Source organism: Lentzea waywayandensis (genome assembly GCF_900115955.1).
GTDB classification, from domain to species: domain Bacteria; phylum Actinomycetota; class Actinomycetes; order Mycobacteriales; family Pseudonocardiaceae; genus Lentzea; species Lentzea waywayandensis.
Window position 1 is genome coordinate 1,267,232 of the sequence record NZ_FOYL01000002.1, and the last position, 26,510, is coordinate 1,293,741.

General features: G+C 67.0%; 24 protein-coding genes. 6 read left to right on the forward strand and 18 right to left on the reverse strand.

Annotated features, from left to right (window positions below; translation table 11 throughout):
* The first annotated feature begins 114 nt into the window (after nucleotides 1–114).
* The gene (locus BM417_RS10450; protein ID WP_143138588.1) at nucleotides 115–3,576 is read left to right on the forward strand and encodes an NACHT domain-containing protein; all 3,462 of its coding nucleotides are present in this window, start codon (nucleotides 115–117) and stop codon (nucleotides 3,574–3,576) included.
* On the opposite strand, the gene BM417_RS10455 is transcribed toward BM417_RS10450, so the two are convergent.
* Nucleotides 3,573–3,935 carry a winged helix-turn-helix transcriptional regulator gene (locus tag BM417_RS10455; protein WP_093590587.1) on the reverse strand — a complete coding sequence of 121 codons (363 nt, stop codon included), beginning with the start codon at nucleotides 3,933–3,935 and terminating at the stop codon, nucleotides 3,573–3,575. The genes BM417_RS10450 and BM417_RS10455 overlap by 4 nt on opposite strands.
* 102 nt (nucleotides 3,936–4,037) lie before the next feature.
* On the opposite strand from BM417_RS10455, the gene BM417_RS10460 reads away from it, so the two are divergent.
* Both BM417_RS10460 and BM417_RS10465 read left to right on the forward strand, forming a co-directional pair.
* Nucleotides 4,038–4,427 (forward strand): RidA family protein, encoded by a 390-nt coding sequence (locus BM417_RS10460; protein WP_093590590.1) that lies wholly within the window; start codon nucleotides 4,038–4,040, stop codon nucleotides 4,425–4,427.
* Between the two features lie 58 nt (nucleotides 4,428–4,485).
* Nucleotides 4,486–4,902, forward strand: coding sequence for a hypothetical protein (locus BM417_RS10465; RefSeq protein WP_093590593.1), 417 nt, complete (start codon nucleotides 4,486–4,488; stop codon nucleotides 4,900–4,902).
* On the opposite strand, the gene BM417_RS10470 is transcribed toward BM417_RS10465, so the two are convergent.
* Genes BM417_RS10470 through BM417_RS10480 form a run of 3 tightly spaced genes read right to left on the reverse strand, consistent with a single transcriptional unit; the run spans nucleotide 4,899 to nucleotide 6,511 of the window.
* Nucleotides 4,899–5,330, reverse strand: a complete 432-nt coding sequence (locus BM417_RS10470; RefSeq protein WP_093590596.1) for a hypothetical protein — start codon at nucleotides 5,328–5,330, stop codon at nucleotides 4,899–4,901. The two genes, BM417_RS10465 and BM417_RS10470, sit on opposite strands and share 4 nt — an antisense overlap.
* Nucleotides 5,327–5,692 (reverse strand): hypothetical protein, encoded by a 366-nt coding sequence (locus tag BM417_RS10475; protein WP_143138589.1) that lies wholly within the window; start codon nucleotides 5,690–5,692, stop codon nucleotides 5,327–5,329. The genes BM417_RS10470 and BM417_RS10475 overlap by 4 nt, the downstream gene beginning before the upstream one ends.
* A gap of 42 nt (nucleotides 5,693–5,734) precedes the next feature.
* Nucleotides 5,735–6,511 (reverse strand): heparin lyase I family protein, encoded by a 777-nt coding sequence (locus BM417_RS10480; protein WP_093590602.1) that lies wholly within the window; start codon nucleotides 6,509–6,511, stop codon nucleotides 5,735–5,737.
* 170 nt (nucleotides 6,512–6,681) lie between these two features.
* Between BM417_RS10480 and BM417_RS10485 the strand changes: the two genes are divergently transcribed.
* Nucleotides 6,682–7,713 (forward strand): FAD-dependent oxidoreductase, encoded by a 1,032-nt coding sequence (locus BM417_RS10485; protein ID WP_093590605.1) that lies wholly within the window; start codon nucleotides 6,682–6,684, stop codon nucleotides 7,711–7,713.
* Here the strand turns inward: BM417_RS10485 and BM417_RS10490 are convergent.
* From BM417_RS10490 to BM417_RS10535, 10 genes are all read right to left on the reverse strand, one after another.
* Nucleotides 7,710–7,889: a DUF397 domain-containing protein gene (locus tag BM417_RS10490; protein ID WP_143138590.1), complete on the reverse strand. Its 180-nt coding sequence runs from the start codon at nucleotides 7,887–7,889 to the stop codon at nucleotides 7,710–7,712. The genes BM417_RS10485 and BM417_RS10490 overlap by 4 nt on opposite strands.
* The gene (locus BM417_RS10495) at nucleotides 7,879–10,170 is read right to left on the reverse strand and encodes an ATP-binding protein (protein WP_093590611.1); all 2,292 of its coding nucleotides are present in this window, start codon (nucleotides 10,168–10,170) and stop codon (nucleotides 7,879–7,881) included. The genes BM417_RS10490 and BM417_RS10495 overlap by 11 nt, the downstream gene beginning before the upstream one ends.
* 78 nt (nucleotides 10,171–10,248) lie before the next feature.
* On the reverse strand, nucleotides 10,249–10,764 hold the full coding sequence (locus BM417_RS10500) for an SRPBCC domain-containing protein (RefSeq protein WP_143138591.1): 516 nt from the start codon (nucleotides 10,762–10,764) through the stop codon (nucleotides 10,249–10,251).
* Between the two features lie 79 nt (nucleotides 10,765–10,843).
* Nucleotides 10,844–13,132, reverse strand: coding sequence for a transglycosylase domain-containing protein (locus tag BM417_RS10505; RefSeq protein ID WP_093590614.1), 2,289 nt, complete (start codon nucleotides 13,130–13,132; stop codon nucleotides 10,844–10,846).
* 108 nt (nucleotides 13,133–13,240) lie between these two features.
* Entirely contained in the window at nucleotides 13,241–14,314 is a 1,074-nt protein-coding gene (locus BM417_RS10510) for a S1 family peptidase (protein ID WP_093590617.1), read from the reverse strand.
* An 8-nt stretch (nucleotides 14,315–14,322) separates the two neighbouring features.
* A complete protein-coding gene (locus tag BM417_RS10515; RefSeq protein ID WP_245821821.1) occupies nucleotides 14,323–16,911 on the reverse strand; it encodes an AbfB domain-containing protein in 2,589 nt (862 codons plus the stop codon).
* A gap of 133 nt (nucleotides 16,912–17,044) precedes the next feature.
* Nucleotides 17,045–18,013 (reverse strand): ABC transporter permease, encoded by a 969-nt coding sequence (locus BM417_RS10520; protein WP_093590623.1) that lies wholly within the window; start codon nucleotides 18,011–18,013, stop codon nucleotides 17,045–17,047.
* Nucleotides 18,010–18,981, reverse strand: a complete 972-nt coding sequence (locus BM417_RS10525; protein ID WP_093590626.1) for an ABC transporter permease — start codon at nucleotides 18,979–18,981, stop codon at nucleotides 18,010–18,012. Before BM417_RS10525 ends, BM417_RS10520 begins: the two co-directional genes overlap by 4 nt.
* Complete coding sequence (locus BM417_RS10530; RefSeq protein ID WP_093590629.1) at nucleotides 18,938–20,452, reverse strand: sugar ABC transporter ATP-binding protein; 1,515 nt, start codon at nucleotides 20,450–20,452, stop codon at nucleotides 18,938–18,940. Before BM417_RS10530 ends, BM417_RS10525 begins: the two co-directional genes overlap by 44 nt.
* Nucleotides 20,442–21,482, reverse strand: a complete 1,041-nt coding sequence (locus BM417_RS10535) for an ABC transporter substrate-binding protein (RefSeq protein ID WP_093590632.1) — start codon at nucleotides 21,480–21,482, stop codon at nucleotides 20,442–20,444. The genes BM417_RS10530 and BM417_RS10535 overlap by 11 nt, the downstream gene beginning before the upstream one ends.
* Before the next feature lie 125 nt (nucleotides 21,483–21,607).
* Here BM417_RS10535 and BM417_RS10540 point away from each other — a divergent pair, with 125 nt between their 5' ends.
* Both BM417_RS10540 and BM417_RS10545 read left to right on the forward strand, forming a co-directional pair.
* Nucleotides 21,608–22,600, forward strand: coding sequence for a LacI family DNA-binding transcriptional regulator (locus BM417_RS10540; protein WP_093590635.1), 993 nt, complete (start codon nucleotides 21,608–21,610; stop codon nucleotides 22,598–22,600).
* Nucleotides 22,597–23,154: a hypothetical protein gene (locus tag BM417_RS10545; RefSeq protein ID WP_143138592.1), complete on the forward strand. Its 558-nt coding sequence runs from the start codon at nucleotides 22,597–22,599 to the stop codon at nucleotides 23,152–23,154. The genes BM417_RS10540 and BM417_RS10545 overlap by 4 nt, the downstream gene beginning before the upstream one ends.
* On the opposite strand, the gene BM417_RS10550 is transcribed toward BM417_RS10545, so the two are convergent.
* From BM417_RS10550 to BM417_RS10565, 4 genes are all read right to left on the reverse strand, one after another.
* A complete protein-coding gene (locus BM417_RS10550) occupies nucleotides 23,130–23,627 on the reverse strand; it encodes an O-acetyl-ADP-ribose deacetylase (protein ID WP_093590641.1) in 498 nt (165 codons plus the stop codon). The genes BM417_RS10545 and BM417_RS10550 overlap by 25 nt on opposite strands.
* A 13-nt stretch (nucleotides 23,628–23,640) precedes the next feature.
* Nucleotides 23,641–24,906: a tannase/feruloyl esterase family alpha/beta hydrolase gene (locus BM417_RS10555; protein WP_093590644.1), complete on the reverse strand. Its 1,266-nt coding sequence runs from the start codon at nucleotides 24,904–24,906 to the stop codon at nucleotides 23,641–23,643.
* 11 nt (nucleotides 24,907–24,917) lie between these two features.
* The gene (locus BM417_RS10560) at nucleotides 24,918–25,286 is read right to left on the reverse strand and encodes an STAS domain-containing protein (RefSeq protein WP_093590647.1); all 369 of its coding nucleotides are present in this window, start codon (nucleotides 25,284–25,286) and stop codon (nucleotides 24,918–24,920) included.
* A gap of 95 nt (nucleotides 25,287–25,381) precedes the next feature.
* On the reverse strand, nucleotides 25,382–26,290 hold the full coding sequence (locus BM417_RS10565; protein ID WP_143138593.1) for a helix-turn-helix transcriptional regulator: 909 nt from the start codon (nucleotides 26,288–26,290) through the stop codon (nucleotides 25,382–25,384).
* Nucleotides 26,291–26,510: the final 220 nt, after the last annotated feature.

Sequence of the window (26,510 nt, forward strand, 5' to 3'; positions counted from 1 at the left end):
CTCCACTATAGTCACCTTGTAGTGACTATCAAGCTGAATGACCATTTCGTTTGGGTGTAACCCGTGCCACACGCCGGGCGATAGGGCTTCCAGTCGCCCAGCGGAGGTATGCGGATGTCGCGCCCGGCCCTGTTCTCGTACGAAGGCGCCCTGCGCGTCCTGGGCAAGTACGACCGGCCTTGGCTCGACGCCGCCGACACGTTCCTCGGCGTCGGCATCCTGGTCGGCGGCGCGATTGAACCGGACGTCTTCAGCCTCGTCGACCCGAAGAACGAGGCGACGGCCTGCCTGCGCAAGATCTTCGACGGCGTGACCGACAAGCTCACCGGGCTCGCCGGCAGGTCACGCCACGACCTGATCGCAGCGGCCCACACCATCATCGCTGTCACGTCCGTCTTCGACGCCTACCGCGACGAGCTCGGCGAGGACTTCGACAAGTTCAAGATCACCGATCGCGAGAAGTTCCGCATCTTCGGCACCGAGCCCCCGGACAGGAAGAAGGAATCCGCCTCCCTGCCGGTCCTGGCGTCGATGCCGGTGGCGATTCCCAGTGCGACCCGCGGCTTCTACGAGAACCTCAACGGAGACCTCGGCACGTTCTTCGACCAGGCCGTCCAGGAGGTGCACGCCTTCATCAACGAACTGGCGGACGTCCCCAAGCGCGTGGGCGAACCCGACTTCGCCACGGCGGTGTACGCCAGGGTGCGCCAGACCTACGCCGACCACTACGTCGAACTCGGCGCGACGATCCCCGAGTTCCAGATGTGGGCGATGCTGGGCGAGCACGCCGCCACCCGCGCCGAGTTCAACCAGAAGCTCCTGGAGACCAGGACCGAGTCCCTGGAGTTGTTCTCCCGCTGGCTGTCCCAGGTCACTCCCGTTCAGACCTCCCCTCGCCCCGAACTCCGCGAACTGCTCAGCAAGCAGGCCAAGCGCATCCTGAGCCAGCCATTGCTGAGAGGCGACAGCGACACGTCCACCGTCGACGCGGCATTTCCGACGGTGGAGGACGGGTTCGTAGCTCCCAGCTATCGGTTCACGGTGTACCGCGAGGGCATCACCTTCCCGTCCTCGGAGAATTGGTGGTCGAAGAACACCAAGCCACGTGACGGACTGGACGCCTTCCTCGCGGCGCACCTGGCTGATGAGGAGAGCACGAAACGACCGTTGCTGGTGCTGGGAAATCCCGGCGCCGGCAAGTCTCTGCTGATGGAGGTCCTGGCGGCCCGGCTGCCGGCGGACAAGTTCGCCGTGGTGCGAGTGCAACTCCGTGCGGTGCGCGCGCAGGATCGGGTTCACGAGCAGATCGCGACGGCGCTGCACGAGACGCTGCAGAAGCGGGTCGACTGGGGAGAGGTCGCCGCCGAGTGCGGCCCCGACGTCACGCCGGTGATCCTTCTGGACGGCCTGGACGAGCTGATCCAGGTCAGCGGTGCGCACCAGTCGACCTATCTCCGGTTGGTCCAGGAGTTCCAGGAGAGGTGCGGGCAGCCGACAGCCGTGGTGGTGACCTCACGGGTGCTCGTCGCCGACCGGGCCAGCATCCCGGACGACGTGCCTGTCGTGAAGCTGGAAGAGTTCGACGGCAACCGCATCGACCGCTGGCTGGACGAGTGGAACAAGGCGAACAACGGCACAGCCGGCTTCCAGCAGCTCCGCCGGGACTCGCTCGGTCAACACCTCGAACTGGCCCGGCAGCCACTCCTCCTGCTGATGCTGGCGATCTACGCGGCGGATCCCGAGACCCCGCCGCTCGACAACGAGGACTTCTCGAACGCCGAGCTGTACCGGCGCCTCATCGATCGGTTCGTCCTGCGCCAAGCCAACAAGAGCGCCTCCCCCCTCCCGAAGCACACCGTCCAGAAGCTGGCGGCGAAGAGCTGGTTGTGGCTGGGGGTCGCCGCCTTCGCGATGTTCAACCGCGGGCGCCAGTACGTCACCTCGACCGAGCTGAACCAGGACCTCGCGGCCTTCGTGCCGAACGAGTCCACGCAGCACACCTCGTTCGACACTCCGGTCGACGGCGCCGATCGCACGGTGGAGAACTTCTTCTTCATCCACTCACCGAAGTTCCAGGGCGAGTCGGCCGACCGGCGCAGCTACGAGTTCCTGCACGCCACGTTCGGTGAGTTCCTGATCGCCGACCTGACGATGAAGTACCTCACCAAACTGGTGCAGGTGCGGGAGCTGGCTGCCTCCACCTATCCGCCCATGGCACCGCCCGACGTTCCTCAGCTCTACCAGTTGCTGTCCTACCAGGTGTTCGCCACGCGCAAGCCGATCATCGAGTTCTGTCAGAGCCTGTTCAACGCGCTCCCCGAGAAACAGCAGAACGACCTGCTGGGCGTGCTCAGCGACCTGATCCGGTCCTTTCACGACCGCGCTCTGATCGATCCCCAGCCGCCCTACCGGCCGATGCCCGCCACGGTCGTCTCCCGCCTCGCCACCTACTCCGCCAACCTCACCTGCCTGCGTTCCCTTTTGGACAAGGTCGAGTCGTTTCCGCTCACGGAACTGTTCAAGCTCGATGAGAATCCCCTGATGCCATGGCGATCCACGGTGCACCTCTGGAAGGCCGGAGTGAAGCCGGACGGCTGGGACGCCATCCTCAGCACGATCACGATCACCCAAAACGGAGTGTGGCACATCTCGAAGGTCGGCTACCTGAGAGACATGTCCGATCTCATGGAGGCACGACTCCTCGGCGACCCCGTGCTGCAAGGAAAACTCTGCACGGGTAGCCGTTTCGTCGACGACGACGTGACTTCGGACCACAAGGAACAGGCGCTTTTGGAAAACTTGGCCGACTGGCTTGTCACCATTTCGGCACCTGACAGCACCGGCCGACTCATCCCGTTTGAGGTCGCCACACTCACCAGGTTGCTGACTGACCTGGAACGAGGGGTACGACTGAACGTCAGGGGTCGATCCGTCCTGATCAACGCCTTGTCAAGAGAAGCGGCAAGACTTCCCCGAAATCTCGTGGAGCGAGGGCTGAAGTACTTTTTGCCACAAACGTCAGACGACATTCGGCTGTCTCAAGCCGATGGACTGGGGATCATCTCGATGGTGTGCGCACACCCGGACATGATTCGTGACGGCGTCGTTCCCGCAGAAGTTCTGCCAGACCTGCTCGTGGAGAATTTCACAGCGTTGCCCTCGATCGTGCGACTGTGGGCAACCGCGAAATCTCAGGACATCCGGGTAGACGACTCCTTCCGAGACTTCATCTCACATGCGGAAGCCGCCGCAGGCCGACACAGCGAACACTCTGCAGGAGGCTTTCTGCCAACCGATGCTTTTGAATACCTGACCTCACCCCAGAAAGTGGAACCGTCATTCGGCGACAGCCTGATCGCCAACCTGTCAATGATCACCAGAAGCGCAGCCGACCAGGTGAGCCCGCTGATCATGCTCAAGTTGATCGAACGACTCCGGCGTGAGGCGGCAGAACCCAAGATCAATGGGTTCGCCTTCGACTACGTGAGCAGCCGGACGGTCGAAGACACCGGCGAAGAGCTTGCAGCGCTGTCAGTACTGCGTGAGCTGGCTCAAGGGGCATCAGAAGGCGACTAGACATCGAAGCGGTGGCGGGCTGCCTCGATGTCGGTGAGATAGCGGCTCGTCCAGGCACACATCGCGTCCACGGTCGCCCGCAACGCCTGCCCCGGCTCCGTCAGCGTGTAGTCGACGCGCGGCGGCACCGTCGGGTGCACAACCCGCGACACAAGCCCGTTGCGCTCCAACAGCCGCAGGTTCTGGGTCAGCATCTTGTGGCTGATGCCGTCCACCTCGGTCTTGAGCTCGGTGAAGCGCTTCGTCGAGTCGCCGATGGTCTCGACGATCAGCAGCGCCCACTTGTTGGCGATGTCGGAGAAGATCTCGCGGGCCAATGAATCCGCACGGGCCAGATCGCCGCTGAGCTGCTTGCTCACCTTTTGGTGCCCCACTCTCGGAAAAGTGCGTTCTTCCAGGTCAGCATTCACTCTCCTACGGTGAGCGAGTAACTGCAAGAGAGCACACACAGGAGAACCGAAATGGCCGTCACGCTCATCAACCCCGACGCGCTGCCGCAGATCGACGTCTACCACCACGTGGCCGTCGCGAGCGGCGCGAAGACGATCTACCTGGCCGGGCAGGTCGCCTGGGATGCCGAGCCCGACCTCGCCGTCCAGACCGAGCAGGCCTATGTGAACGTGCACACCGCGCTCCAGGCCGCTGGGGCGTCGTTCAAGGACCTCGTCAGGGTTCGGGTGTACGTCGTGGGCTGGACGCCGGACAAGATGCCGGAACTGCTCAAGGGAATCGAGAACGCCATGACGAGGGTCGGCGAGGTCGCCAAGCCGCCGGCCACGTTGATCGGAGTGGCGACGCTGGACGTGCCGGAGCACCTGGTGGAGATCGAGGCGACGGCCGTGATCGACTGATTTACCGGCGGCTAACCGGAAAAGCGCAGGCTCCGAGCCAAACCAGGAGGAGCAACCCATGCGCAAGATTCTGGCTGTGGCGGCGATCGCGGCAGCGGCGGCCACCGTGCTGACCGGTACCGCCCAGGCCGAGACCAACCCCGCCTGTCCCGGTGCCGGTCAGATCGGGTCGACCGCCTACGTGAAGAACGGCAGCACGACCGTCGCTTCGGTCAAGCAGTACGCGGGATGCGGCAAGAACTACTCCTACATCTACGTGTGGGACTCGTGGATTGCCAGCCATGGCAGGGACTTCACGCTGCGCACGCACATCCAGACGCGCCCGAACCTGACGCACGGGTACAAGACGGGTGCGCGTGGGCAGCAGGAGTTGTGGTCGGGTGCAGCGGACACGCTCGACGTGTGCACGCGCGCTCACGGTGAGGTCGACGGCAGCAGTTACTTCCTGTTCGCCAAGACCAGCGAGCGTTGCTAGGACACCGAGCGGAACTCCACCAGTCCGTCCACCAGCTCCAAGGTGGCGGTGGTGCGCCCGGCCGGACTGTGCCGGTCGGGCCCGTACTCCGGCAGCCGCGTCTTGTTCACACGAAGGCTCGTGTCGTACGCACGGACGTGCTGGGGGCATTCGCAGATGCCCGCGAGCGGGGTCGGGCACGTGAAGGCCGTGCGCAGCCGGTCGACATCAGGAGCGGACAGGACCGAGGACCAGACCATGACCTCGTCCTCCTCGCCGAACACCACGAAACCGTCGTAGCTGAACGACCGCAGTTCGCCGATCGAGCACGCGGAGCAGAACAGCACCCGCGTGTAGTCGTGGCTCCGGTCAAAAGGCCCGCGTTCGCGGATGTTGGCCACGAGTTCCTGCTGACCCGCGCAGATCAGGCAGAGGTCCGACCACCTCATCGGCGCATGCTGATCAGGAACGCGAGCCCGGCCGACAGGGCGATGAGACCGCCCACAACCAGTTGGTTGAGCCAAACGGCCGCAGTGCCGCCGTCCGTCCGGATCAGCGCGACGACGATCAGGCCCACCGCCAGGCCGATCGTGATCGGTTGCGCGAGCGGCACGTCCAGCGGCGCCATGGCCCGCACCATGCCGAGCAGCATCACGACGACGGCCAGGCCCATCGACCACCAGTAGGGCCGGAAAGCGTGCAGTGACGCGCCGAAGTGCAGGACCGGTGGTGCGGCGATGAGCCACACGCCCGCCAGGAAGGCGGCCACACCGGCCCTGCTCTCGACTGTTCGTCCGTGAAGGTCCCCCACGCGAGTAATTCTCACCTCTCGACGGCCCCGTGGGAACACCCTCTATTCGTTCCGGTACGCCTTCATGTTGCGGAGCAACAGGTAGGTGTCCTGCAGTTGCGCGGAGTCGTTGATGCTCCGGTAGATGCCCCACTTCGGATGTGCCTGGTCACCGCCCAGCCACGTGTCGAAGCCGGAGCGGGAGGCGTTGACGACGGTCGTGCCACCGTCCTTCAGCGAGTAGCGCAGGCTGCCGGAGTCGGCGACCTTGATCTCGATCTCGACGTCGATCCACTTGTTGCGCAACGGTGCCAGCGGCGTGCTGCCGAGTTTCGCCTGGCCCGCGCCGAACAGTCTCATCTCGACGGTCTCGGTGGAACCGGAGCGGAACAGCGACATGGTGACCACGGGCGAGGCCACGCTGGTGTGCTTGATCTGGAAGATGTGCGAGAAGCTGGTGGTGCCCTTCAACGACGTCGGGATGTACATCTGGTAGTTGAAGCGCCAGGTCTCGCCCTTCTTCATGTCGTGGCGGGTGCTGCCGGTCTGGATCGCGCGCACCTCGTTGCGCTGCCGGTCGGAACCGTCCCGATCGGACTTGTGCATCACGAACCGGTACTGGTCGCTCTCGGCGAAGATGTGCGTGGCCGAGGGATGCGAGTTCGATCGGTCGTCCTCGATGCCGACGAACGCCTTCAGGCCGACCGAGCCGGGGTTCGGGGCCCACTTCTGCACGAACGCCATCGCACCCACGTCAGCGGAGGCCACACCGGCGGCCAGTGGCGTGGCCGCGACGGCGAGAGCGCCTCGCAGCGCGGTGCGGCGGTTGAACAACTGCATGCGGTTCCTCCTCGAACCAGGGCGGCGGTCCGAGGCAGCGGTGCACACACGATCGGCGACAGACCTCCGACGTGTCAAGGGCTCACATTTGTGGAGAAACGGTGCAGATCCCGTGAAAGTGTTGCCGGGAACGGGATCCGGCCCGGTGAACGGACCTAGCGTCAGGTGCCATGGACACCGTGGACGTGCTGGTCGTCGGTGCGGGGCTGGCCGGTCTCAACACCGCGCGCCTGCTCGCGCAGGCGGGCCTCGACGTGGCCGTTTGTGAGCGCAGGACAAGCCTGGAGACCGGCATCCGCACGACCGGGATCTTCGTCCGGCGCACCCTCGACGACTACGAGCTTCCCCACCTGGGACCGGCGGTACGGCGCGTGCTGCTCTACCCGCCGTCGCACGAAAATCCGGTGGAGCTCGTGAGCACGCGCGACGAGTTCCGCGTCGGCGACATGGAAGGCATCTACGCCGCCGCGGTCAAGGACGCCGAACGGGCGGGTGCGCGCGTCAGCCTGAACTCCAGTTATCCGGCGAAGTCCGCGAAGGCGCGTTTCACGATCGGTGCGGACGGCGCCCGGTCCACGGTCGCGAAGAACCTCGGCCTCGACGTCAACCGGCAGCTGATCACCGGTATCGAGGAGGTCTACCCGGTCGCGACCGGCTCGACGCCGACGTTCCACTGCGTGGTCGACCCGCGGATCGCGCCCGGCTACATCGCCTGGGTGATCGACGACGGCGAGCACGCTCACATCGGGCTGGCGGGCCGCGCCGACCGGTTCAGCGCGCCCCTCCCCCAGCTGCTGCAACGCTTCCGCGACAGCTTCCCGGTGCCGGAGCCCGCCGGGCCGGTGAAGCGCCGGGGCGGGCCGATTCCGGTCGGCGGGCTGCTGCGCCGGATCGTGTCGCCGCAGGGGCTGCTGGTCGGTGACGCGGCGGGCGCGGTCTCGCCGCTCACCGCCGGCGGGCTCGACCCGTGCCTGCGGATGTCCGAGCTCGCGGCCTCGGTCACGTTCGACTACCTGCGCAGCGGCAACAGGTACGTGCTGGAGCACTACGACGGCGCGGCGATGCGACGCCGCTACCTGCTGCGCTCACAGCTGCGACGGGGTCTGTCGCTCGTCAGGAGTCCGAACGTCGCCGAGTTCGCGTTCACCATGCTGCGCACGTCGCCTGGAAAAGCCGTGGCCAAGCGGATTCTGTTCAACTAGGGCGACTCGGCGACAGCGGCGACGAACACCTTCCATCCGACCGGGGAGAACTGCAGCGCGGGCTCTACGTGCTTGCTGTCACGGACCTGCACGCCGTTCCGCGTTGGACGCACCTCGACGCAGCTGCTGCAAGTGCCACTGGACAGGGACTTTCTCCATCGAGCCTCAGCCATCATCACTGTCCTCCTCGGTCTCCGTCGCGGTGGTGAGGTGTGCTGTCGCCACTCTCTCCCCGGCAACGTCAGAGATCGCCTGGTAGAGGTCCACCGCTCGGCGATGAAAGGGCGCGGCGTCCGGCCGGCGCCCCAGTTCCTGGTAGGCGACGCCGATGACGTCCAGGGCCTGCGCCTCCACGACGGTGACCTTGAACTGCTGAGCGAGGACGTTCCCCCGTTGCGCGGAGACGAGTGCTTCCGCCGGACATCCTTCGAGGATCTGCAGCCGGGCAAGCTCGACGTGGATCTCACCTTCGGCGGCGAGGTTGCCGGCGCGACGGGTGAGCTTGACCGCGTCCTCCAAGGATCTCCTGCACTCGGCGAGCATCCCGAGCTCGCGCTGGGCGATTCCCCGCAACCGCGTCGCCACTGCCTCCACGACCACGTCGTCGAGCTGCCGCAGGGTCGGCATCGCGTCCTCGACGCAACTCAGCGTCTTTTCCGGCGAACCGAGTTTCAGGTGCGTCTCGCCGAGGTTGACAGTCGCGAGCGCCCACATCGACAATCCGCCACCACTCACCTGTTCGGCCTCGATCGTCTGCTCGAACGATTCCCGGGCCTGCTGAAACCGTGCTGCCTCCAGGTGAACGAGACCCACGCCGTTCGTGACTCGCACTCTGCCGAGACCGTTGTCCAAGGAGTCGAAGACCTCCAATGCCTCCCGGAAGCAGGCGAGTGCTTCATCCCAGCGCCGCAACTTCCGGAACTTGATCCCCTGCCGGTCGAGCAGAACGGCTTGCCCGTACCGGTCCCCCGTCCGCCGGGCCGCGGACAGCCCGATCTGTTCGGCGAGCAACCAGGCATCAGCGGAATCGTGGCTGTCGTAGATGGCCGCGAGAAGGCCCGGCAGCTGCCAGGCGATGTGGTCGAACCTGTTCTGGGCGGCGGCCCGCACCGCAGCCATGAGATTGGCCTTCTCCTTCGTGTACCAGGCCAATGCCTGCTCACGCCCGGCGAACGCCTCAGGCGCCGAAGGCAGCTCACCGATCTCCGCTTCGATCCTCAGGTGCCGGTCGCCACGCGACACCGCGAGGTGAGCCTGCCGCGCCGAACCGAGGTACCAGGTGAGCATCCGAAGAACGCCCACGCGCTGTTCGTCAGGCGATTCCTCTTGGCGCACCTGATCGACGGCATAGGCGCGCAGCAGGTCGTGCAACTGATAACGGTCAGGGCCGGTCTGCTCGATCAGATGCCCTGCCAGGAGTACCTCCACTCCGCGGCGCGCGGCGCTCACGGTCAGCCCGGCCAGCGCGGCGACCGCCCCCAGGCCGAACTCCGGGCCGGGGTGCAGCCCCAGCCGCCGGAAGAGCCGGGCGGCGGTCTGCGGCAGCGCGCGGTACGACCACGCGAACACCGTCCGCACGGCGTCGACCTCGTCGTCGTCCGCGTTCGACAACGCTCCCCACAACTCGGACTCGTCCCGCAGGTCGTGGATCAGCTCCGACAGGGCCATCCACGGACGAGCAGCCGCTCGTTCCGCGGCGATCCTCAACGCGAGCGGGAGACGTGCGCATAGTTGCGCGAGCTCGTTCAGCTCGCTCGTTTCGTCGTCGCGGTGTTCCGCAACGAGATTCCGCAGCAACGTGACCGCCTCGGCTTCGTTCAGGACGTCGACGGTGAGGCGAACCGCACCGTCTCTCGACACGAGGCCAGGCATGCGGTTCCGGCTCGTCACGAGCAGAAGGCAGCTTTCCGTGCCCGGCAGCAGCGGACGGACCTGGTTCACCGTCGCCGCGTTGTCCAGCACCACGAGGACACGCCGGTCGGCCACCAGGGATCGGTACAGCATGGCCTTGGCCTGCAGATCCGACGGAATGGCATTCGCGCGAACGCCCAGCGCCTGCAAGAACAGGTTCAGCGCGGCCTCAGGTCCCACTGGCGCGCCTGGGTCGTATCCCCGCAGGTTGATGTAGAGCTGGCCGTCCGGGAAGTGACCGCGCACGCGCTGTGCCCAGTGCACGGCCAACGAGGTCTTGCCCACACCAGCGGTTCCCGCGAGGAGCACGACGGCGGGTGCCGCGAACGCGGTCTTCCTCTCTTCGAACACCCGGTCCAAGCGGCGGAGCTCCACGACCCGGTTGACGAAGCCCCGCACATCGGCCGGCAGCTGCCGAGGGGGACCCGCGTCCGACGACGACCGGGCCTGGTTGATGTAGAGCCCGCCGTGCACCTCACCGGCCTGCACCACACTGCCTGCGGCTCCGGACATCTCCGAGCGGACTGTCGGTCGCGGGTCGGTCATCGGTCCAGAATCGCCGCAGGCCCGATCCCTGACTACTCAGGCGGGTCAGATGGCCACTATCTGTCCATGACCGAATGGTCAGGACGATTCGGCCGCCCGCTTCAGGGCGGCGTTCTCGGCCTGCATGCCGTCCTTCATCGCCTTGCCGATGAAGAGGTCCGCTCCCCCGGACAGCACCCCGTCCACCAGCAGCTCGTTGGTGACCAGCACAGTGCCGTCAGCCTGAGGTGTGAGCGTGCGACAACGCTGGCCGTAAACGAACCACGCATTCCAGCCCGCGTCCTTCCAGCAGAAGCGCTGGCCGGGAACGCCGTTGAGCACGGTGTGCTTCGCGGCCATCTTCACCGAGCCGAGGAGCACGTCCACGCGAACCTCGTCGCCCGGCGCGGTGCCGCCCGCCGCCTTGACGACCCACGGGTTCCAGCGCGCGTAGCCGGGAAAGTCGGTGATGAGGCCGTAGATGCGTTCCTGGGGCGCGGAGATGACGGTCTCGGCCCGGTGGACCACCGAGTGCTCACCGGGCTCCCTGGGATCGAGCGGGGATCCGCTCGCCAGCATCGCGAGAACCAGGCCGGCTGCCAGCAACGTGATCACCCCAGAACAGAGATCCACCAGGACGCAGACATGAAGAAAATACGCGTTCGCGTCCCGGTGGACATCGGCCGATCAGGGGTCACCGCTCCCCTGAGCCGTCACCTCCTGGCGGCGTCTTGGTCGTGGTCGTGGTGGTGGTCGGTCCGCCGCACGTGGTCGCCGGTGGGCACCCCTGTGTCGTCGTGGTCGTCACCGGCGGGTTGCCGGTCGTCGTGGTCCCGTTCGGCGGGTTGGTGGTGGTGACCGGGTTGGTGGCGGTCTGCGAACTGGACGGCGGGTCGGACTTGCGCGGCTCGAAGTTGCCGAGCGGGTTCGGCTTCGGGAAGGCCTCCTTCTGCGCGCCCGCGAGTGCCGCGTCCATGAACTTCTTCCACATCAGACCAGGCAGGCCACTACCGAAGATGGCCTTGCCCTCCTTGTTCTTGATGGCCACGTTGCCCTGGTCCTTGCCGACCCACACGGAGGTGGACAGTTGCGGCGTGTAGCCGACCATCCAGGCCTTCGAGTTCTGGTCGAGACTGCCGGGGAGCTCGTGCGTACCGGTCTTGCCGGCGCACGGGCGGCCGCCGGCGCACGCGATCGGCCCTGACGGGATGTCCTTCAACGTCTCGGTGACGTTGTCCGCGATGTCGCGGCTCTTCGTCTCGACCGGGTCGAACGCCGGCACCGGCTGGTCGACGTGCTGGTACAGCACGTCACCGGTGGGGCCCACGATCTTCGCGACGAAGAACGGAGCCCGGTACACGCCGCGGGCGGCGAAGGTCGCGTACGCCGAGGCCATGTCGAACGGCCGCACCTGCGCGTTGTCGGCGCCGAGAGCGATACCCGCGTTCGGGGCTCCACCTCCTTCACCGACCAACGTCCGCTTGTCCTCACCGCCGATCCGCACGATCTTCGAGATGCCGGCCGCGTGTGCCGCGTCCGCCACTGCCTTCGTGCCCGTGCCCTCCGGGCCCGCCACCATGTCGTAGAACACGGTGTTGAGGGACTCCTTCATGGCCTGCTTGATCGGGCACTGCTTGCCGCACGTGGTGTTGCCGGCGTTGCGGATCTCGACACCACCGATCTTGCGCGGCGAGGCGTCGTAGGTGTCGCCGATGCCCTTGCCCATCTTCAGCGCGGCCACCAGGTCGAACGGCTTGAACGACGAGCCGGCCTCCTGGATCGTGCCCTTGGCGTAGTCGATGCCCTTCAGACCGTCCTTGCCCGGGTAGTAGGCCCTGACGGCGCCGGACTGCGGTTCGATCGCGCTCAACGACGTGCGCAGTTCCGGGTCCTGACCGTTCATCACCGCGTTCACCGCGTCGACCGCGGCCTGCTGCATCTTCGGGTCGATCGTCGTGGTGACCGTGACACCGACCTTCTGCGCCTTCTCCATCGTCAGGCCGACGAGTTCGCTGTCGATCTCGTCCTGCACCTGCTGGCTCACGCGCGCCAGCGGACCGTCCAAACTCGCGGGCTGCGTCTGCTCGAACGGCAGCGGCTGCGGGTACTGGCGGGCGTCGTAGTCCGTCTGGGAGATCCACTTCTTCTGAAGCATCTGGCCCATCACGAACTCCCAGCGATTCTTGGAATGGTCGGCCTTCTCCGACCACGAGGGGATCTGGATCATGCCGGCGATCAACGCGGCCTCGGACGGCGTGAGGTCCTTCATCGGCTTGTTGTAGTAGACCTGCGAGGCGGCCTTCATACCGTTGGCGCCACGACCGAAGTACACCGTGTTGAGGTACGCGGTGAGGATCGTGTCGTGGTCCGACTCGTTGCTCATCTTGTAGGCCTGGACGAGCTCGGTGAACTTACGAGTCACCGTCGGATCCTCGTTGCCCGTCGCCTTCTTGATGTACTGCTGCGTCAGACCGGAACCACCGGAGCTACCACCCGTCGCCTGGATCCAGACGGCGCGGACGATCGCCTTGGCGTCGAACCCGGGGTTGTCGTAGAAGTTCGCGTCCTCCGCGGCCATGACCGCGTTCTTGACGTTGTCCGGAATCTCCTCGAACGTCAGCAACGTGCGGTTCTGACCGGGCGAGGTGATCTTGCCCATCTCGGAGCCGTCCGAGTACAGCAACGTGATCGTCTTGTCCTGCGCGTCGGCGATCTCGTTCGGACGCGGCCACTCCACGAGCGGGTACGTCACCGCGATCGCGATCACCGGACCGAGGAGCATCAGGCCGATCGCGACGAACGCACCAATTCGGACCCGCTTCCAGATCTTCTTCTTCCGCAGACGACGTTCTTCGTCTTCGGTGAGCTCCGGCTCGTCGTCGTAGTACTCGTCGTCGTCGTAGTACTCGTCGTCCGGTGGCTGGTTCGCCTGCGGGATCCGCGCCGTGCGCTCATTGCCGTTGAATGGTTTGTTCGACCCCATCTCCCCAGGACGCGCGGAAGATCAGGTGGTTCCACCCATGCCGATCTTCGCCGAGGAAAGCCGCCGGGACGTGAACGCGAAGACACCGCGTTCACGTCCCGGCAGACATCAGGCCGTCAGAAGCGTCAACCCGTACGTACGCAGGATCTCGTTGACGGGCTGGAACCAGGTGCGGCCACCACTGGAGCAGTTGCCGTAACCGCCGGACGTCACGCCCTGCGCCTGGTCACCGGTGATGAACGAGCCGCCGGAGTCGCCGGGCTCGGCGCACACGGAGGTACCGACCATCTCGTAGACCGCGCCCTGCTGGTAGTTCACGGTCTCGTTGCGGCCCTGGACCACGCCGCAGTGCCAGTGCGTGGTCGAGCCCGAGCGGCACACCGAGGTGCCGGGCGGGGCCTCCCACGAACCGCGCACCAGCGCGTCGCTCACCTGGCCCCAGCCGAGCACGACCGGCACGTTCCACCAGCCGCCGCCGGTGCGCACCCAGCCGTAGTCGTTGGTGGGGAACGAGGATCCGACGAACTCGCCCTGCCACGAACGGTCCCAGCCGTAGACGTTCCAGGCGCCGACGTTGCAGTGCCCGGCGGTGACGTAGCCGCCGTGCACCGAGAAGCCGATCGAGCAGCGGACGTTGCCCGTGTAGAACGGGTCGCCGCCCACGGTGCCGACCGCGAACGTCTGCGGCCGCTGGACGCCCGCGGTGTTGACGACGACCTCCTTGGGCAGGCCGGAAACGTCGGCTCCCGGCAGGGCGTCGACCACCACGGCGCCGCGCTGGACGTCGACCCGCCACCCGGCGACGTCCTTCGACACCGATCCGGCCTTCGACAGTCTGTCGATGCCCGTCTTCACCGCGTTCAGGGACGCGAGTGTCTTCGTGCGCAACACCGGCTGCGCACCCACGGCTTTGACCGCCTCGACCTTCGCGGGGTCCGTCACGGCCACGTTCAGCTTGCCGTCGGCGTACCAACTGCCGCCGAACGCGTCGGCGGCGGCCTGCTCGGCGGCCGGAGCGATCTTCAGCGCCACCTTCTCGGCGCGGATCCTGGTCAGTGCCTGCGCCCGGGTGATCCCGAAATCGCGGCTCATGGCGTCGACGACGTCCGCCGACGCCGTCACAGCAGGGATGGTGATCGTGCTCAGCACGATCGCGGACACGGAAACTATGCGTAGCAGCATGTTCTCTCCTACGGTGTCCAAGGTGAGCTCACGGCCCAGCTCACGTCTTGGTTGTACGAGGCAGGGTTGTCGTACACGTGCGCGCCGCCGTTCGAGGCGACCCAGACCTCCTCGGAGTAGTGCCGGATGTTGGTGCCGAGCTCGTTGACCGATTCGAGCCGGACGCCGCCGGTGCCTTGCTGCGCGCAGAACGTCGCGTCCCGGCGGAACAGGTCGGTGTTGTCGTTGGTGCCGAGGCGGACGCGGAAGTCCGCGTGCCGCAGGAACTGGCCGGGGATGTTGCGGGACTCGAGCGAGTAGCAGGTGGGATCGGCGAGCCCGCGCCGGACGACGAACGTCGCGTCCGCCTTGGTCAGGCCGTCGCTCGAGCTGGTCACGACGTCCGTGCGCGCCAACGACTCCCGGTGCCGCAGGTAGCGGTCCGTGAAGCCGGGCGTGGTCACGCGGAACGAACGGGCCTGGTCCAGCGGAAGTTCAGCACCGCTGCGCCACAACCCGGTTCCGACCGCCCACGTGGTGTCCGCGGCGAAGGAGTTCGCGGTGTCCCAAGGGTTCGGGCCGCCTGAGCGCGCCAGGTAGACGCCCTCGTTGTAGTGCCGCACGAACGAACCGCGCACGTTGAACGACTCCAGAGCGGTACCACCAGAGCCTTCGCGAGCGCAGAACGTGGCATCGGCGGCGATCGTGCCGTTGTTCACGTCCGTGCGGATGCGTCCGTTGCTGTGCCTGAGGAACTGGCCGGGGAAGTTCCGCGACTCGAACGAGAGGCAGGCAGCGTCGGCGAGTCCGGGACGCGGGTGGAACGTGGCGTCCAGCTTGCCCAGGTCCGTGCCGATCACGTCGGTGCGGGCCAGCGAGTCCTGATGGCGCAGGTAGCGGTTGGTGTACCCGGCCGTGGTGACGCGCAACGACACCACGTCGTCCGGACTGACCGCGGTGCCGCGTGCGACCGCGAGCACCCTCTGGTTGACGTCCCGCACCCGCGACTCGGTCATCTTCAGCACGCGCCGGTCGTAGGTGTAGAAGCCGTTGACCTCGTTCTCCACGTCGTACGGCTCGGTGTAGACCATCGCGGACAGCCCGCGCGTGTGGACGAGCCGTTGAACCTGCTTGATGACCTCCTCGTACCGCTTGGTCAGCGACACCTCGTCCGGATACAGGGCGCCATAAGCGAATCCGGCGCCCGGCTGGTACTCGTGGCCGACGACCCTGCGGCCGAGGCCGCCGAACTCGCCGAGCATCGCGACCCGGTTGGCGTCCGGCTGACGGGTATTGGCCGAGATCTGGTAATGGTGGTCGTCGATCACGTCACCGTTGCCGGGGTCGGGATCCGAGACGCAGCAGTTGGATCCCGAGTTGTGGTTGACCAGGCGGGTGTTGTCGATCGAGCGCACCAGGTTCACGATCCGGCCGGCGTCGTACTCACCCCAGCCCTCGTTGAACGGCACCCACTGCACGATCGACGTGATGCCCTTGAGCTGGTCGAGGATCCGGCGCAGCTCGGACTCGTAGTTGGCGTGCGAGTTCGGCGCCTCGTCGATCGAGTCGACGGACGGCATGTCCTGCCAGACCATCAGGCCGAGCCGGTCGGCGTGGTAGAACCAGCGCGCCGGTTCGACCTTGATGTGCTTGCGGACCATGTTGAACCCCAGTGCCTTCTGGCGTTCGAGGTCGAAGCGCAGCGCCTCGTCGGTCGGCGCGGTGTAGATGCCGTCCGGCCAGTAGCCCTGGTCCAGCGTGCCGCTCTGGAAGACGAACTTCCCGTTCAGCAACGGCCGCATGACGCCACCGACCATCGCCTTGCCGAGCGAACGCATGCCGAAGTAGCCCGTCACGACGTCCCCGCTCGCCAGCGTCACGCGCAGGTCGTAGAGGAACGGGTCGTCCGGCGACCACAGCCTGGCGTTCGGCACCGGCACCCGCAGCGAGCTTCCGGTCGTCCCGGTCTGCCTGCCGACCACCTGCCCGCCGCTGAGCACCTCGGCGATGACCGGCTGCCCGGCGGTGCCCTGCACGACCAGGTCGAGCGCGCCCGCGCCGACGTTCGGGGTGGTGTCGAGACGCGTGATGTTCGCTGCCCGCACCGGTTCCAGCCACACCGTCTGCCAGATGCCGGACGCCGCGGTGTAGAAGATCCCGCTCGGATTCCGGCGTTGCTTGCCGATCGGATAGCGGCTGCCGTCGATCGGCGAGCTCACGCCGACGATGATCTCGTTCGCACCGGCGGTGAGTGCCGAGGTGATGTCGAACGAGAACGCGTCGAACCCGCCGGTGTGCGTGCCGACCTGCCTGCCGTTGACCCAGACCCGCGTCTCCCAGGTCACCGCGCCGAAGTTGAGCTTGACGTTGCGACCGTTCCAAGTGGACGGAACGGTGAAGGTGCGGCGGTAGAACATGTTGTCCTCGTGCCGCTTGATCCCCGACAGAGCGGACTCGATCGGGTACGGCACGAGGACGCCTTCGGCCAACGGGCGGCCGATGGGCGGACTGTTCAGGTTCGGTGCTCCGGCGAACTCCCAGACACCGTTGAGGTTCTGCCACTCGGTGCGCACCAGCTGCGGTCGCGGGTACTCGGGCAGGGCGTTCGTCGGCGACACCTGGGGGGTCCAGGGTGTCGAGAGCGGAGGGACTTTCGGTACCCACTCCGCCGCGTGCGCTGTGGGTGTCAGGAAGGTTGCTGTGATCAGGATCGAGACCAATACGCCCAGGACGCGTCTGGTCATGGCTCTCCTATCTTCGCAATATTCGCTGCAGGACTACGACGATGAGCAAGAACACGCCGCTGACCACCGACTGGTAGTTGCTGTCGAGCGTGCCGATCTGGTTGATGACGTTCTGGATGACCTTGATCAGGCCGACGCCGATGACGGTGCCGAGGATCGTGCCCATGCCACCGGTCAGCAGGGTTCCGCCGATGACGACGACCGAGATGGCGTCCAGCTCGAGGCCGACGCCGATGACCGTGACGCCCGACTGGAGATAAGCGGCGGTCAGGGCGCCGGCGAGACCCGCCAGCGTGCCGCTCATCGTGTAGACAACGATCTTGGTCTTCGCGACGGGAACGCCCAGGAGGATCGCCGACTGCTCGGCTCCCCCGGTCGCGAACACGTTCTGGCCGAAGCTCGTGCGGTTCAGGATCATCCCGCCGAGGACGGCGAGCACGGCCGCGATGAAGATCGGATAACCGAAGCCGAGCACGGTGCCGCGGCCCAGTTCGACGAACGCGCTGTCCGTCGCGATCTTGTAGGTGTTGGCGCCCTCGTCCGTGATCGCGAGCAGGAGTCCGCGGGCGAACAGCAGCGACGCCAGCGTGACGATGAACGGCGCCATGTTCGTGCGGGCGATCAGCAGGCCGTTGATCAGTCCGATCGCCCCGCAGACCACCAACGGCAGTGCGAGCGCCGCCAGGAACCCGTACTGCGAGCCCCAGGCCGCGAGCACGCCGCCGAGCGCGTAGAGCGAGCCGACGGACAGGTCGATGCCGCCCGTGATGATCACGAACGTCATGCCGATCGCGATCACCGCGAGGAACGAGCCCTGCAGGGCCAGGTCGCGCAGGTTGTCGAGGCTGCCGAAGCGCGGGAAGACCAGCCAGGACACCGCGACCATCAGCACCAGCGCCACGGCGGCGCCCTGGCGTTGCAGGACCTTCGTCCGCGCGGCCGCCTTCGGAACGGCGGGAGTGGTCGTGGTGATCATCGGCGCTCCCGTGCCACGTACACGGCGGCGATGATGATCGCGGCCTGGATCATCTGCGCGATCGAGTCCGGCAGGTTGTGCTTGATCAGGGTGGCCCTGACGAGCTGCATCAGGATCACGCCGAACACCGTGCCGAGCACGCGGACCTTGCCCCCGGTGAGCGGGGTTCCGCCGACGACCACCGCGGTGATCGCGGACAGTTCCATGAGCAGGCCCATGTCGGCCGGGTCGCTGGCAGCGAGCCGGGAGGTGGCCAGCACGCCGGCGATCGCCGCGAGCACACCGCAGATCGCGTAGACGCCGACCAGCACCCGGTTGACCGGGAGGCCTGCCAGCGTGGCCGCCTTGCGGTTGCCGCCGACCGCGACGAGCTGACGGCCGAACGTCGTGCGGTTCGTCAGACCAGCGATGACGAGCGCCAGCAGTCCCGCGATCAGCACGCTGATCGGGATGCCGAGCACGTCGCCGGTGCCGAGCTCCAGGAACGCCTGGTCGTGCAGCTGGACGAGCTGACCCTCCGCGATGACCAGCGCCAGGCCCCGTCCGCCGACCAGCAACGCGAGCGTGGCGACGATCGGCTGGATGCCGACCTTGGCGACGAGGAGGCCGTTGAACGCTCCCGCCAGCACGCCGACGACGAGCGCCATCACGATCGCGACGAGCGGACCGGCGCCCAGGTACAGCGGGATGATCGCGGCGGCCAGCGCCATGACCGCGCCGACGCTCAGGTCGACGCCTTCGGTGCCGATCACCAGCGCCATGCCGAGCGCGACGATCAGCACCGGTGCGGCCTGGACGAGCTGGGTGGTGAAGTTGCCCAGCGTCAGGAAGTTGGCCGTGAACAGGGCGTTGAACAGCAGCAGCGCGGCGACGGCGACGTAGACACCGTTGTCCTGCAACCAGCGTGTTCGCGCGGCTGCGGTGCTAGTTGCCGTTCTGGTGGCTGACTGCGTGGTCGTCTGAGCCATCCCTCACCTCCGCCGCGATGGCCTTGAGCACGTGCTCACTCGTGAGCTGGTCGCCTTCCAGCTCACCGGCGACCGATCCGTCGCGCAGCACGATGAGCCGGTCCGCGCCGTCGAGCAGTTCGTCCAGCTCGGAGCTGATCAGCAGCACCGCCAGGCCTTCCCGCGCGAGTTCGTCGATCAACGCCTGCACCTCGGCCTTCGCGCCGACGTCGATGCCGCGCGACGGTTCGTCGAGCAGCAGGATCCTGGGTTCGGTGCACAGCCACCTGGCCAGCAGCACCTTCTGCTGGTTGCCGCCGGACAGCTCCGCGACCTTCTGCTCGGGGCTGGACACCTTGATGCGCAGACGCTTGACGAACGTGTCCACGATCCGGTCCTGCTTGGACCTGCTGATCACACCGAACCGGCTGAGCCTCGGCAGCGCGGCCAGCACGATGTTCTCGCGCACGGACAGGTTCGGGATGATCCCCTCGGTCTTGCGGTCCTCGGCGAGCATGCTGATACCCGCCCTCATCGCCGATTTCACGTTGTGCGACACCGGTTTGCCCGCGACGAGCACCGTGCCGCCGTCGAGCGGAAGCGCGCCGATGATCGCTTTCGCCGTCTCGGTGCGGCCCGATCCGAGCAGGCCGGCGAGGCCGACGACCTCGCCGGGCCGGATCGACACGTTCACGCCGTTGATGCGCGGCCTGCTCGTCAGCTCGCGTGCTTCGAGCACCGGCTGGGTGTCGGCGTGGTGACCTTCGCCGAACGCCGTGGTGCCGTGCTTCTCGATCTCCTTGACCGACCTGCCGAGCATCAGCGAGACCAGCTCGATGCGCGGAAGTTCTTTGAGAGGACCACTGTGAACGTTTCGCCCGTCTCTCAGGACCGTGACCGTGTCGCAGATCCGGTACAGCTCGTCCATGCGGTGGCTGACGTAGATGATCGAGATGCCCGCCTCGTGGAGTTTCCGCACGACGCCGAGCAAGGTCTCGACCTCGCGTGGTTCCAGCGACGACGTGGGCTCGTCCATGATCACGACGTCCGCGTTGGCCTCGACCGCCCTGGCGAGCGCGACCATCTGCTGCTCGCCGACCGCGAGCGTCCCGAGTGGACTGCTCACGTCCGCCGTGATGCCGTAGCCCCGAAGGAGTTCCGAGGCGTCGGCGTTGCGGCGGGCGCGGTCGATCAGGCCGAACCGGTTGCGCGGCTCGCGGCCCAGGAACAGGTTGGCGGCCACGCTCATCAGCGGAACGAGGTTCACCTCCTGGTAGATCGTGGAGATGTGCCCGTTGCGGGTGAGCCGACCGGCATCCGGGGTGTGGATGCCGGTCAGCACCTTGATCAGCGTGGACTTGCCGGCGCCGTTCTCCCCCACCAGCGCGTGGATCTCGCCGCGCTGGAGCGTGAAGTCGACGTCGCCGAGCGCCTGGACGCCGGCGAACGTCTTCGTGACGCCGGCGACCTCGATGACCGGATCAGTAGGCATTGCCGAGCTTCTGCGCCGCGTTCGTCGTGTCGTACTCGTCGTCGGAGATCACGATGTTCTGCGGGATCTCGTCGCCCTTGCCGAACTTCTCCAGCGTGTCGAACGCGAGCGGGCCGAAGCGCGGGTTGGACTCGACCACCGCGGTGTAGCTGCCGTCCGCGATCAGCTGCACGGCGTTGCGCGTGCCGTCGATGGACACGACCTTGACGTCCTTGCCCGGCTGCTTGCCCGCGGCCTTGAGCGCGGTGACGGCACCGACGCCCATCTCGTCGTTCTCGGCGTAGACGGCGGTGATGTCCGGGTTGCTCTGGATCAGCTGCTCCATCACGGCCTGACCCTTGGACCTGTCGAACTCGCCGGTCTGCTCGGCGACGACGGTGAGGCCCGGGGTGCCGGCGATGCCGTCCTTGAAGCCCTTGGTGCGGTCGACCGTGACGTTGTTGCCCGAGGCGCCGAGCAGGATCGCGACCTTGCCGGTGCCGCCGGTCGCCTTGATCATCTGCTGGGCGGCGCGTTCGCCCTGCTTGACGAAGTTCGAACCGATGAAGGTCAGGTAGTCCGTGCACGGCTGCGAGGTGACCTTGCGGTCGATCGTCACGACCGGCACCTGCTTGGCCTTGGCGGCGTCGAACGCGGGCTGAAGGCCGTCGGAGTTCAGCGGCGCCACGATCAGCAGCTTCGCGCCGCGGTCGATCAACGACTTGATGTCGCTGATCTGCTTGTTCAGGTCGCTCTGCGCGTTCGTGTACAGCAGGTCGACACCCCGTTTCGCAGCCTCGTCCTTGATCGACTGCGTCTCGGCGGTGCGGAACGGGTTCGCTTCCTTCTCCGACTGGGAGAAGCCGACCATCGCGCCCTTGAGATCGACCTGCGGGTATCCGGTCTTGCTGCGCGCACAGCCGGGACCAGCGCTTTGGTTCTGCGCGGCAGATGCGGCGGGGCCTCCACTGGTCGCGGTCGTCGGGGTTTCTCTGCTGGTGCACCCCGTCACGAGCAAAGCGGTGACGGCGATGAGCAGGATGCGAGACATCGTTGGCTCCTACACGGGCGGGCTGTGCGTGGACGCGCTCTCAGGCGCTAGATTTGCATCGTTGTTCCAACGATGTAAAGACCGAGGACTTCCCGGTACTTTTCCCGGTACTTTTTCTGGAGGCTGTGTTGGCCACGCTGAAGGACGTCGCCCGCCTGGCGGGCGTCTCGGTGAAGACCGTGTCGAACGTGGTCAACGGCTACTCGTTCGTGAAAGCAGACAACCGCCGTCGCGTCGAGGAGGCGCTGGAGGCCACGGGCTACCGCCCGAACCTCGGCGCCCGCAACCTGCGCCGCGGCCGCACCGGCTTCATCGCCCTGGTCCTGCCCGAACTCTCGATCCCCTACTTCGCCGAGCTCGCGGGCCTCGTCATCGCCGCCGCCCAGGAACACGAGTGGAACGTGCTCATCGAGCAGACGTTCGGCACCCTGGCCGGCGAACGCTCCGCGCTGGCGTCGCTGGGCCCGCACCTGGTCGACGCCGCGATCCTGAGCCCGGAAGCGTTGCAGGTGGACGACTTCCAGTTGTCCGTCCCGGCCGTCCTGCTGGGCGAGCACGCCATCGACGTCCCCATCTCCCGCGTGGGCATCGACAACGTCGCCGCCGCGCAGACCGCCGTCCGTCACCTGATCTCGCTCGGGCACCAACGAATCGCCGCGATCGGCGCCCACCCCCACCGCGGCACCGCGGCCCTGCGTCTGGAGGGCTACCGCGCCGCCCTGGCCGAGGCCTCGCTGCCGTTCGTCGACGAACTGGTCGTGCCGGCACTGAACTACCACCGCGCGGACGGCGCCGCCGCGATGAAGTCGTTGCTGGACCTGCGCAACCCGCCCGACGCCGTGTTCTGCTTCAACGACCTCCTGGCCATCGGCGCCATGCGAGCGGCCGCCGAACGTTTCGTGCGCGTACCTCAGGACCTCGCGGTAGTGGGCTTCGACAACAACGAGGAGAGCGTCTACAGCTCGCCGTCCTTGACCTCCGTCGCCCCGGACAAGGGCGCCATCGCCCGCGCCGCCGTCGACCTGCTGCACCGCCGCGCCGAATCCCGCGACTCGGCGCTGGAGGACGTCGAGACCCCGTTCTCATTGCAGGTCAGGGAAAGTACCGTGGCCCGATGACGGTGACGTTCGGCCCGGACCACATCGTTTTCGCGGGCTACGAATTCCCGTGGGCCAGCGTGCACCCCCACGGCGTCCTCCCCGCGTCTGCTGTCCGGGACGCGTCCACGCAGGTGGGGCCGCCGGAGATCCGCACCGTGTCCGGCGAGACGCTGTTCCTGTCGTGGGACGACTCGGCTGGGTTGGCCGGGTTCTGCCGGCGCCACGGGATCTCGGTCGCGGGGCGCCTCGACGTCTGGGGCAACCTGTTCGAGCCGTTCCTCGACACGTCGTTCAGCGCCGCGCACATCGCGGCCACCGACGCCCGGCTGCACGCCGTGGGGCTCTCTCAGTCGTCGATCGATTCCATTCGTGCTCGGCTCACGCCTTTGATGCGTGCCTACAACTTCGACAGCATGTTGTGGGACTGGACCCATCTCGGGCTGTACGACCTGCTTCGGGCGTTGAACGGGACGCTGGTTCATCCTTCGCTGCCCGCGACCTTGGGCGATCCGTTCGAGGTCTACCGGTGGGCGATGGAGATCGCGGACTACGGGCGGGCGAAGGCGTCGTAGGTTCGCTGGTCGAACAGGACGAACCTGATCAGGGGAACTGGGGCGTTCTTCGTGGCCGCGTGGGCGATTCTGGCGGCGTCTTCCGGAGGCCAGCGGTAGATGCCGGTGGAGATGGCCGGGAACGCGATCGTTTGCGCGCCCAGTTCGGCTGCTACCTGGAGTGCGTTGCGGTGGCAGTCGGCCAGGAGTTCGGAACGGTCCACGGTGGCCGACCAGACCGGGCCGACGGTGTGCACGACCCACCGCGCGGGGAGCCGGCCCGCGGTGGTCGCGACGGCCTGACCGGTTTTCAGGCCGCCGCCGTAGTGGCCGGCGCGCAGTTTGCGGCAGTCGGCGAGGATGTCCGGGCCGCCCTTGCGATGGATCGCGCCGTCCACTCCCCCGCCGCCCAGCAGGGAGGAGTTGGCGGCGTTCACGATCACGTCGACTTCCTGTTCGGTGATGTCCCCGAGGACGTACTCGATGGTGGCCACGTCCCCGATTGGATCACGACAAAGGGCACGTGGCCACGTCAGCCGGCCGCGGCAGGGTCGCCGACCGAGGCGGCTCCACCCCGTCCAGCCACCGCTCCAACGCCACGAACGCCGCCCGATGACAGGGCGCGAGGGGCCGCAACCGATCGGGATAGGCGTCCACCAGCCCGTCGACGTGCGTGCCCTGCTCCACCCGGTAGTACCGATGCAACCGATCAGGCGTCATCCCCGCGTACACGTCCGAATCCTGGCTGATCGGCAGCAACACGTCGTAGGTGCCATGCACCGTCAGCAAAGGCCGCTTCACCTTGCCGGTCAACGCGACCCGGGAAACCGCAGGACCAGCGATGCGACGTCGCGCGGCATACGAGTAGTCAGCGTCGCAGGCAGGAGTGCCAGGAGCGCAGAACGGCACGCCGGCCTCCAACTCCCCGTCGAACCGCGGGTCGAACTCCTCGCGGTAGATGCGCTGGGTCAGGTCCCAGTAGTACCGATAGTGGTAGTCCCACAGGAATTCCGTGCCGGCGGGAAAGCCCGCCGCGACCATCGCCTCGTGCGCGCCCGGTTCGCCTGCCAGGTAAGCCGGGTAGGCGCGGAGGACGGGTGGCAGGAACGTCAACGGGTTCGGGCCCGCGACTGTCCACAGTGTCCCCTCCCAGTCGACGCCGCCGTCGTAGAGGTGCGGGCGGTTCTCCAGTTGCCAGCGGACGAGGTAGCCGCCGTTGGAGATGCCGGTGGCGATCGTCCGGCGCGGGGCTCGGCCGTAGCGTTGGGAGACAACGGACTTCGCCGCGATGGCGAGCTGGGTGAAGCGGTGGTTCCACTCCTCCATCGCCCTGCCGTCGCGGTAGAACTGGGCCCCGGTGTTGCCCTTGTCGGTGGAGGCGAAGGCGTAGCCGCGGGAGAGGACCCAGTCGGAGATTGCCCGGTCGTTGGCGTACTGCTCGCGTACGCCCGGGGCGCCGGTCACGACCAGGCCGCCGTTCCAGCGGTCGGGCAGTCTGACCACGAACTGGGAGTCGTGCCAGCCGTGGTTGGTGTTGGTGCGGGAAGTGTCCGGGAAGTAGCCGTCGATCTGGATTCCCGGCACGGCGGCGGGGACGGGCAGCGCGGCGCTGGTGAGGCCTGCCCAGTCGGCCGGGTCGGTGTGGCCGGTGGCGACCAGGCCCGTTGTGGTGAGGTCGGCCAGGTGGGTCAGTTGCTGATGTTCGGCGCCGGGGACCGTCATCGCGGACGGCGGCGGGGTGAGCGCGAGTACGAGTACCAGCGGGAGCAACATAGCTGGTCAAGCTAGTTGTGGTGGCTCCTCGGCGACATGGCTGCCTCCCACACAAGGCCCGCTTTGAAGGTGGTGAAGCCGAACAGGTCCAGCACCCGGCGGACCTGGGGCTGGGTGTGGCGCAAGTCGAACGACTTGCCGCTGTGGTGGGCGGCGCAGAGCAGGAGCAGAAGGGTGCGCAGGCCGCTCGCGGACAGGAACGTCACCTCCGCCAGGTCCACCGAGACTCGGTCGGTGGTGGTGTCGGTGATTCCGGGCAGCACGGCGGCGAAGAGCAGGTCGCAGGTCGTGATGTCCATCTCGCCACGGCAGGTGGCCGTGAAACGGGTGTCGGAGCGTTTCGTCCGCACGGCGAACGGGCTGGTCTCACAGGCGGTCATCTGGCCTCACCTCGCAGACGGGCCATCACTTCACCGCACGGCGGGGCCCGAACGATAGCAGCGGAAACGAAGCCACTACTGAGAAAACGAAGCCCTCAACGCGATCGCAAGGTCCAGGACGGCGAGATGTCGTAGGCGGCGCGGTAGTGCGCCGCGAAGACGCTCGGACGGGCGTAACCCCATCGAGCCGCGATCTCGGTGACGGAACCGTTGCCCGCCCTCAGGTCCTCATGCGCGCACGAGAGACGCACGCCCCGGAGGTAGGCCATCGGTGTCGTGCCCAGGTAGCGGCGGAACGCGAGTTGCAACGCTCGGATCGACACGCGCGCAGCACGCGCTATGTCGGCCGCGGAGATGTCCGTCTCGGCGTTGTCCTCGATGAACGCGACCGCACGGCGCAGGCTTCTCGGGTGCGCGTCACGCCGGTCGACAGACGTCGGCGGCGTGTGTGTGGTGTTCGGGAACGTGGCGAGGGTGGTCGCCACCAGCAGGCGAATCGCATTCGCCGTGACCAGCGAGTTGCCCTCGAACTGCGGCAGCACCACGTCGCGCAGATGCACGCAGGTGGACCACCACGCTGCCGCGACCTGGGGCGAGGACGGCCGGAAACCGGCGAACCGAACACCGTCGACCACCTCGTCGATCACCGACTGGGGCAGCGTGACCGACGACAACAACGGGTCGGCGATCGCCCCGACGAAGGGGCTTTCCGGCGGTGCGCTCAGGAACACCTCGCCAGGCAGCCAGAAACGGTCCTCGCCGCCCGAACGGTAGTAGACGACCCCGGCGCCGTTGTGCCCGAAGACGTAGTTCTCCATCGGGTCAACGCTCACCTCGAGCGAGATGTGCCCGCGCAACTCGTCGAACCGGATGTCCCCGTGTATCCGCGACGACATCCGCATGTGCGGGTGCTCGGTTCCGGAGTTGAGCCGCATCTGGCCGTAAGCCGCGTTCAACACCTCGTGCGCCGCGTCCAAGTCCGCCACCTCGACGACCTGTTCCACGTGCTGCACGATCCTCGCCGGTCCGGGCGGTGTCCATCGCCAGGACGGTTGCTTCCGCTCGCCCGATGGGCGGGCGGAAGCAACGGTCGCCGATAGTGGTGTGGCCCAGAACGTTGCCGGGCGAGTTCGCGGTCAGACGGGTGCATCGTCGTACCGCCCCCACGTCCTCGTACTGGTTGTACGTGGGCGTGGGGGCGGTACGACGAGGTGCCCTGCTGAG

Bases quoted from the DNA above. Each gene is read 5' to 3' on its own strand.
- BM417_RS10450 (WP_143138588.1), top strand. From the start codon at position 115: ATGTCGCGCCCGGCCCTGTTCTCGTACGAAGGCGCCCTGCGCGTCCTG.
- BM417_RS10520 (WP_093590623.1), bottom strand. From the start codon at position 18,013: ATGATCACCACGACCACTCCCGCCGTTCCGAAGGCGGCCGCGCGGACG.
- BM417_RS10525 (WP_093590626.1), bottom strand. From the start codon at position 18,981: ATGGCTCAGACGACCACGCAGTCAGCCACCAGAACGGCAACTAGCACC.
- BM417_RS10485 (WP_093590605.1), top strand. From the start codon at position 6,682: ATGGACACCGTGGACGTGCTGGTCGTCGGTGCGGGGCTGGCCGGTCTC.
- BM417_RS10495 (WP_093590611.1), bottom strand. From the start codon at position 10,170: ATGACCGACCCGCGACCGACAGTCCGCTCGGAGATGTCCGGAGCCGCA.
- BM417_RS10460 (WP_093590590.1), top strand. From the start codon at position 4,038: ATGGCCGTCACGCTCATCAACCCCGACGCGCTGCCGCAGATCGACGTC.
- BM417_RS10470 (WP_093590596.1), bottom strand. From the start codon at position 5,330: ATGAGGTGGTCGGACCTCTGCCTGATCTGCGCGGGTCAGCAGGAACTC.
- BM417_RS10510 (WP_093590617.1), bottom strand. From the start codon at position 14,314: ATGCTGCTACGCATAGTTTCCGTGTCCGCGATCGTGCTGAGCACGATC.
- BM417_RS10490 (WP_143138590.1), bottom strand. From the start codon at position 7,889: ATGATGGCTGAGGCTCGATGGAGAAAGTCCCTGTCCAGTGGCACTTGC.
- BM417_RS10560 (WP_093590647.1), bottom strand. From the start codon at position 25,286: ATGACCGCCTGTGAGACCAGCCCGTTCGCCGTGCGGACGAAACGCTCC.
- BM417_RS10555 (WP_093590644.1), bottom strand. From the start codon at position 24,906: ATGTTGCTCCCGCTGGTACTCGTACTCGCGCTCACCCCGCCGCCGTCC.
- BM417_RS10530 (WP_093590629.1), bottom strand. From the start codon at position 20,452: ATGCCTACTGATCCGGTCATCGAGGTCGCCGGCGTCACGAAGACGTTC.
- BM417_RS10505 (WP_093590614.1), bottom strand. From the start codon at position 13,132: ATGGGGTCGAACAAACCATTCAACGGCAATGAGCGCACGGCGCGGATC.
- BM417_RS10545 (WP_143138592.1), top strand. From the start codon at position 22,597: ATGACGGTGACGTTCGGCCCGGACCACATCGTTTTCGCGGGCTACGAA.
- BM417_RS10535 (WP_093590632.1), bottom strand. From the start codon at position 21,482: ATGTCTCGCATCCTGCTCATCGCCGTCACCGCTTTGCTCGTGACGGGG.
- BM417_RS10480 (WP_093590602.1), bottom strand. From the start codon at position 6,511: ATGCAGTTGTTCAACCGCCGCACCGCGCTGCGAGGCGCTCTCGCCGTC.
- BM417_RS10465 (WP_093590593.1), top strand. From the start codon at position 4,486: ATGCGCAAGATTCTGGCTGTGGCGGCGATCGCGGCAGCGGCGGCCACC.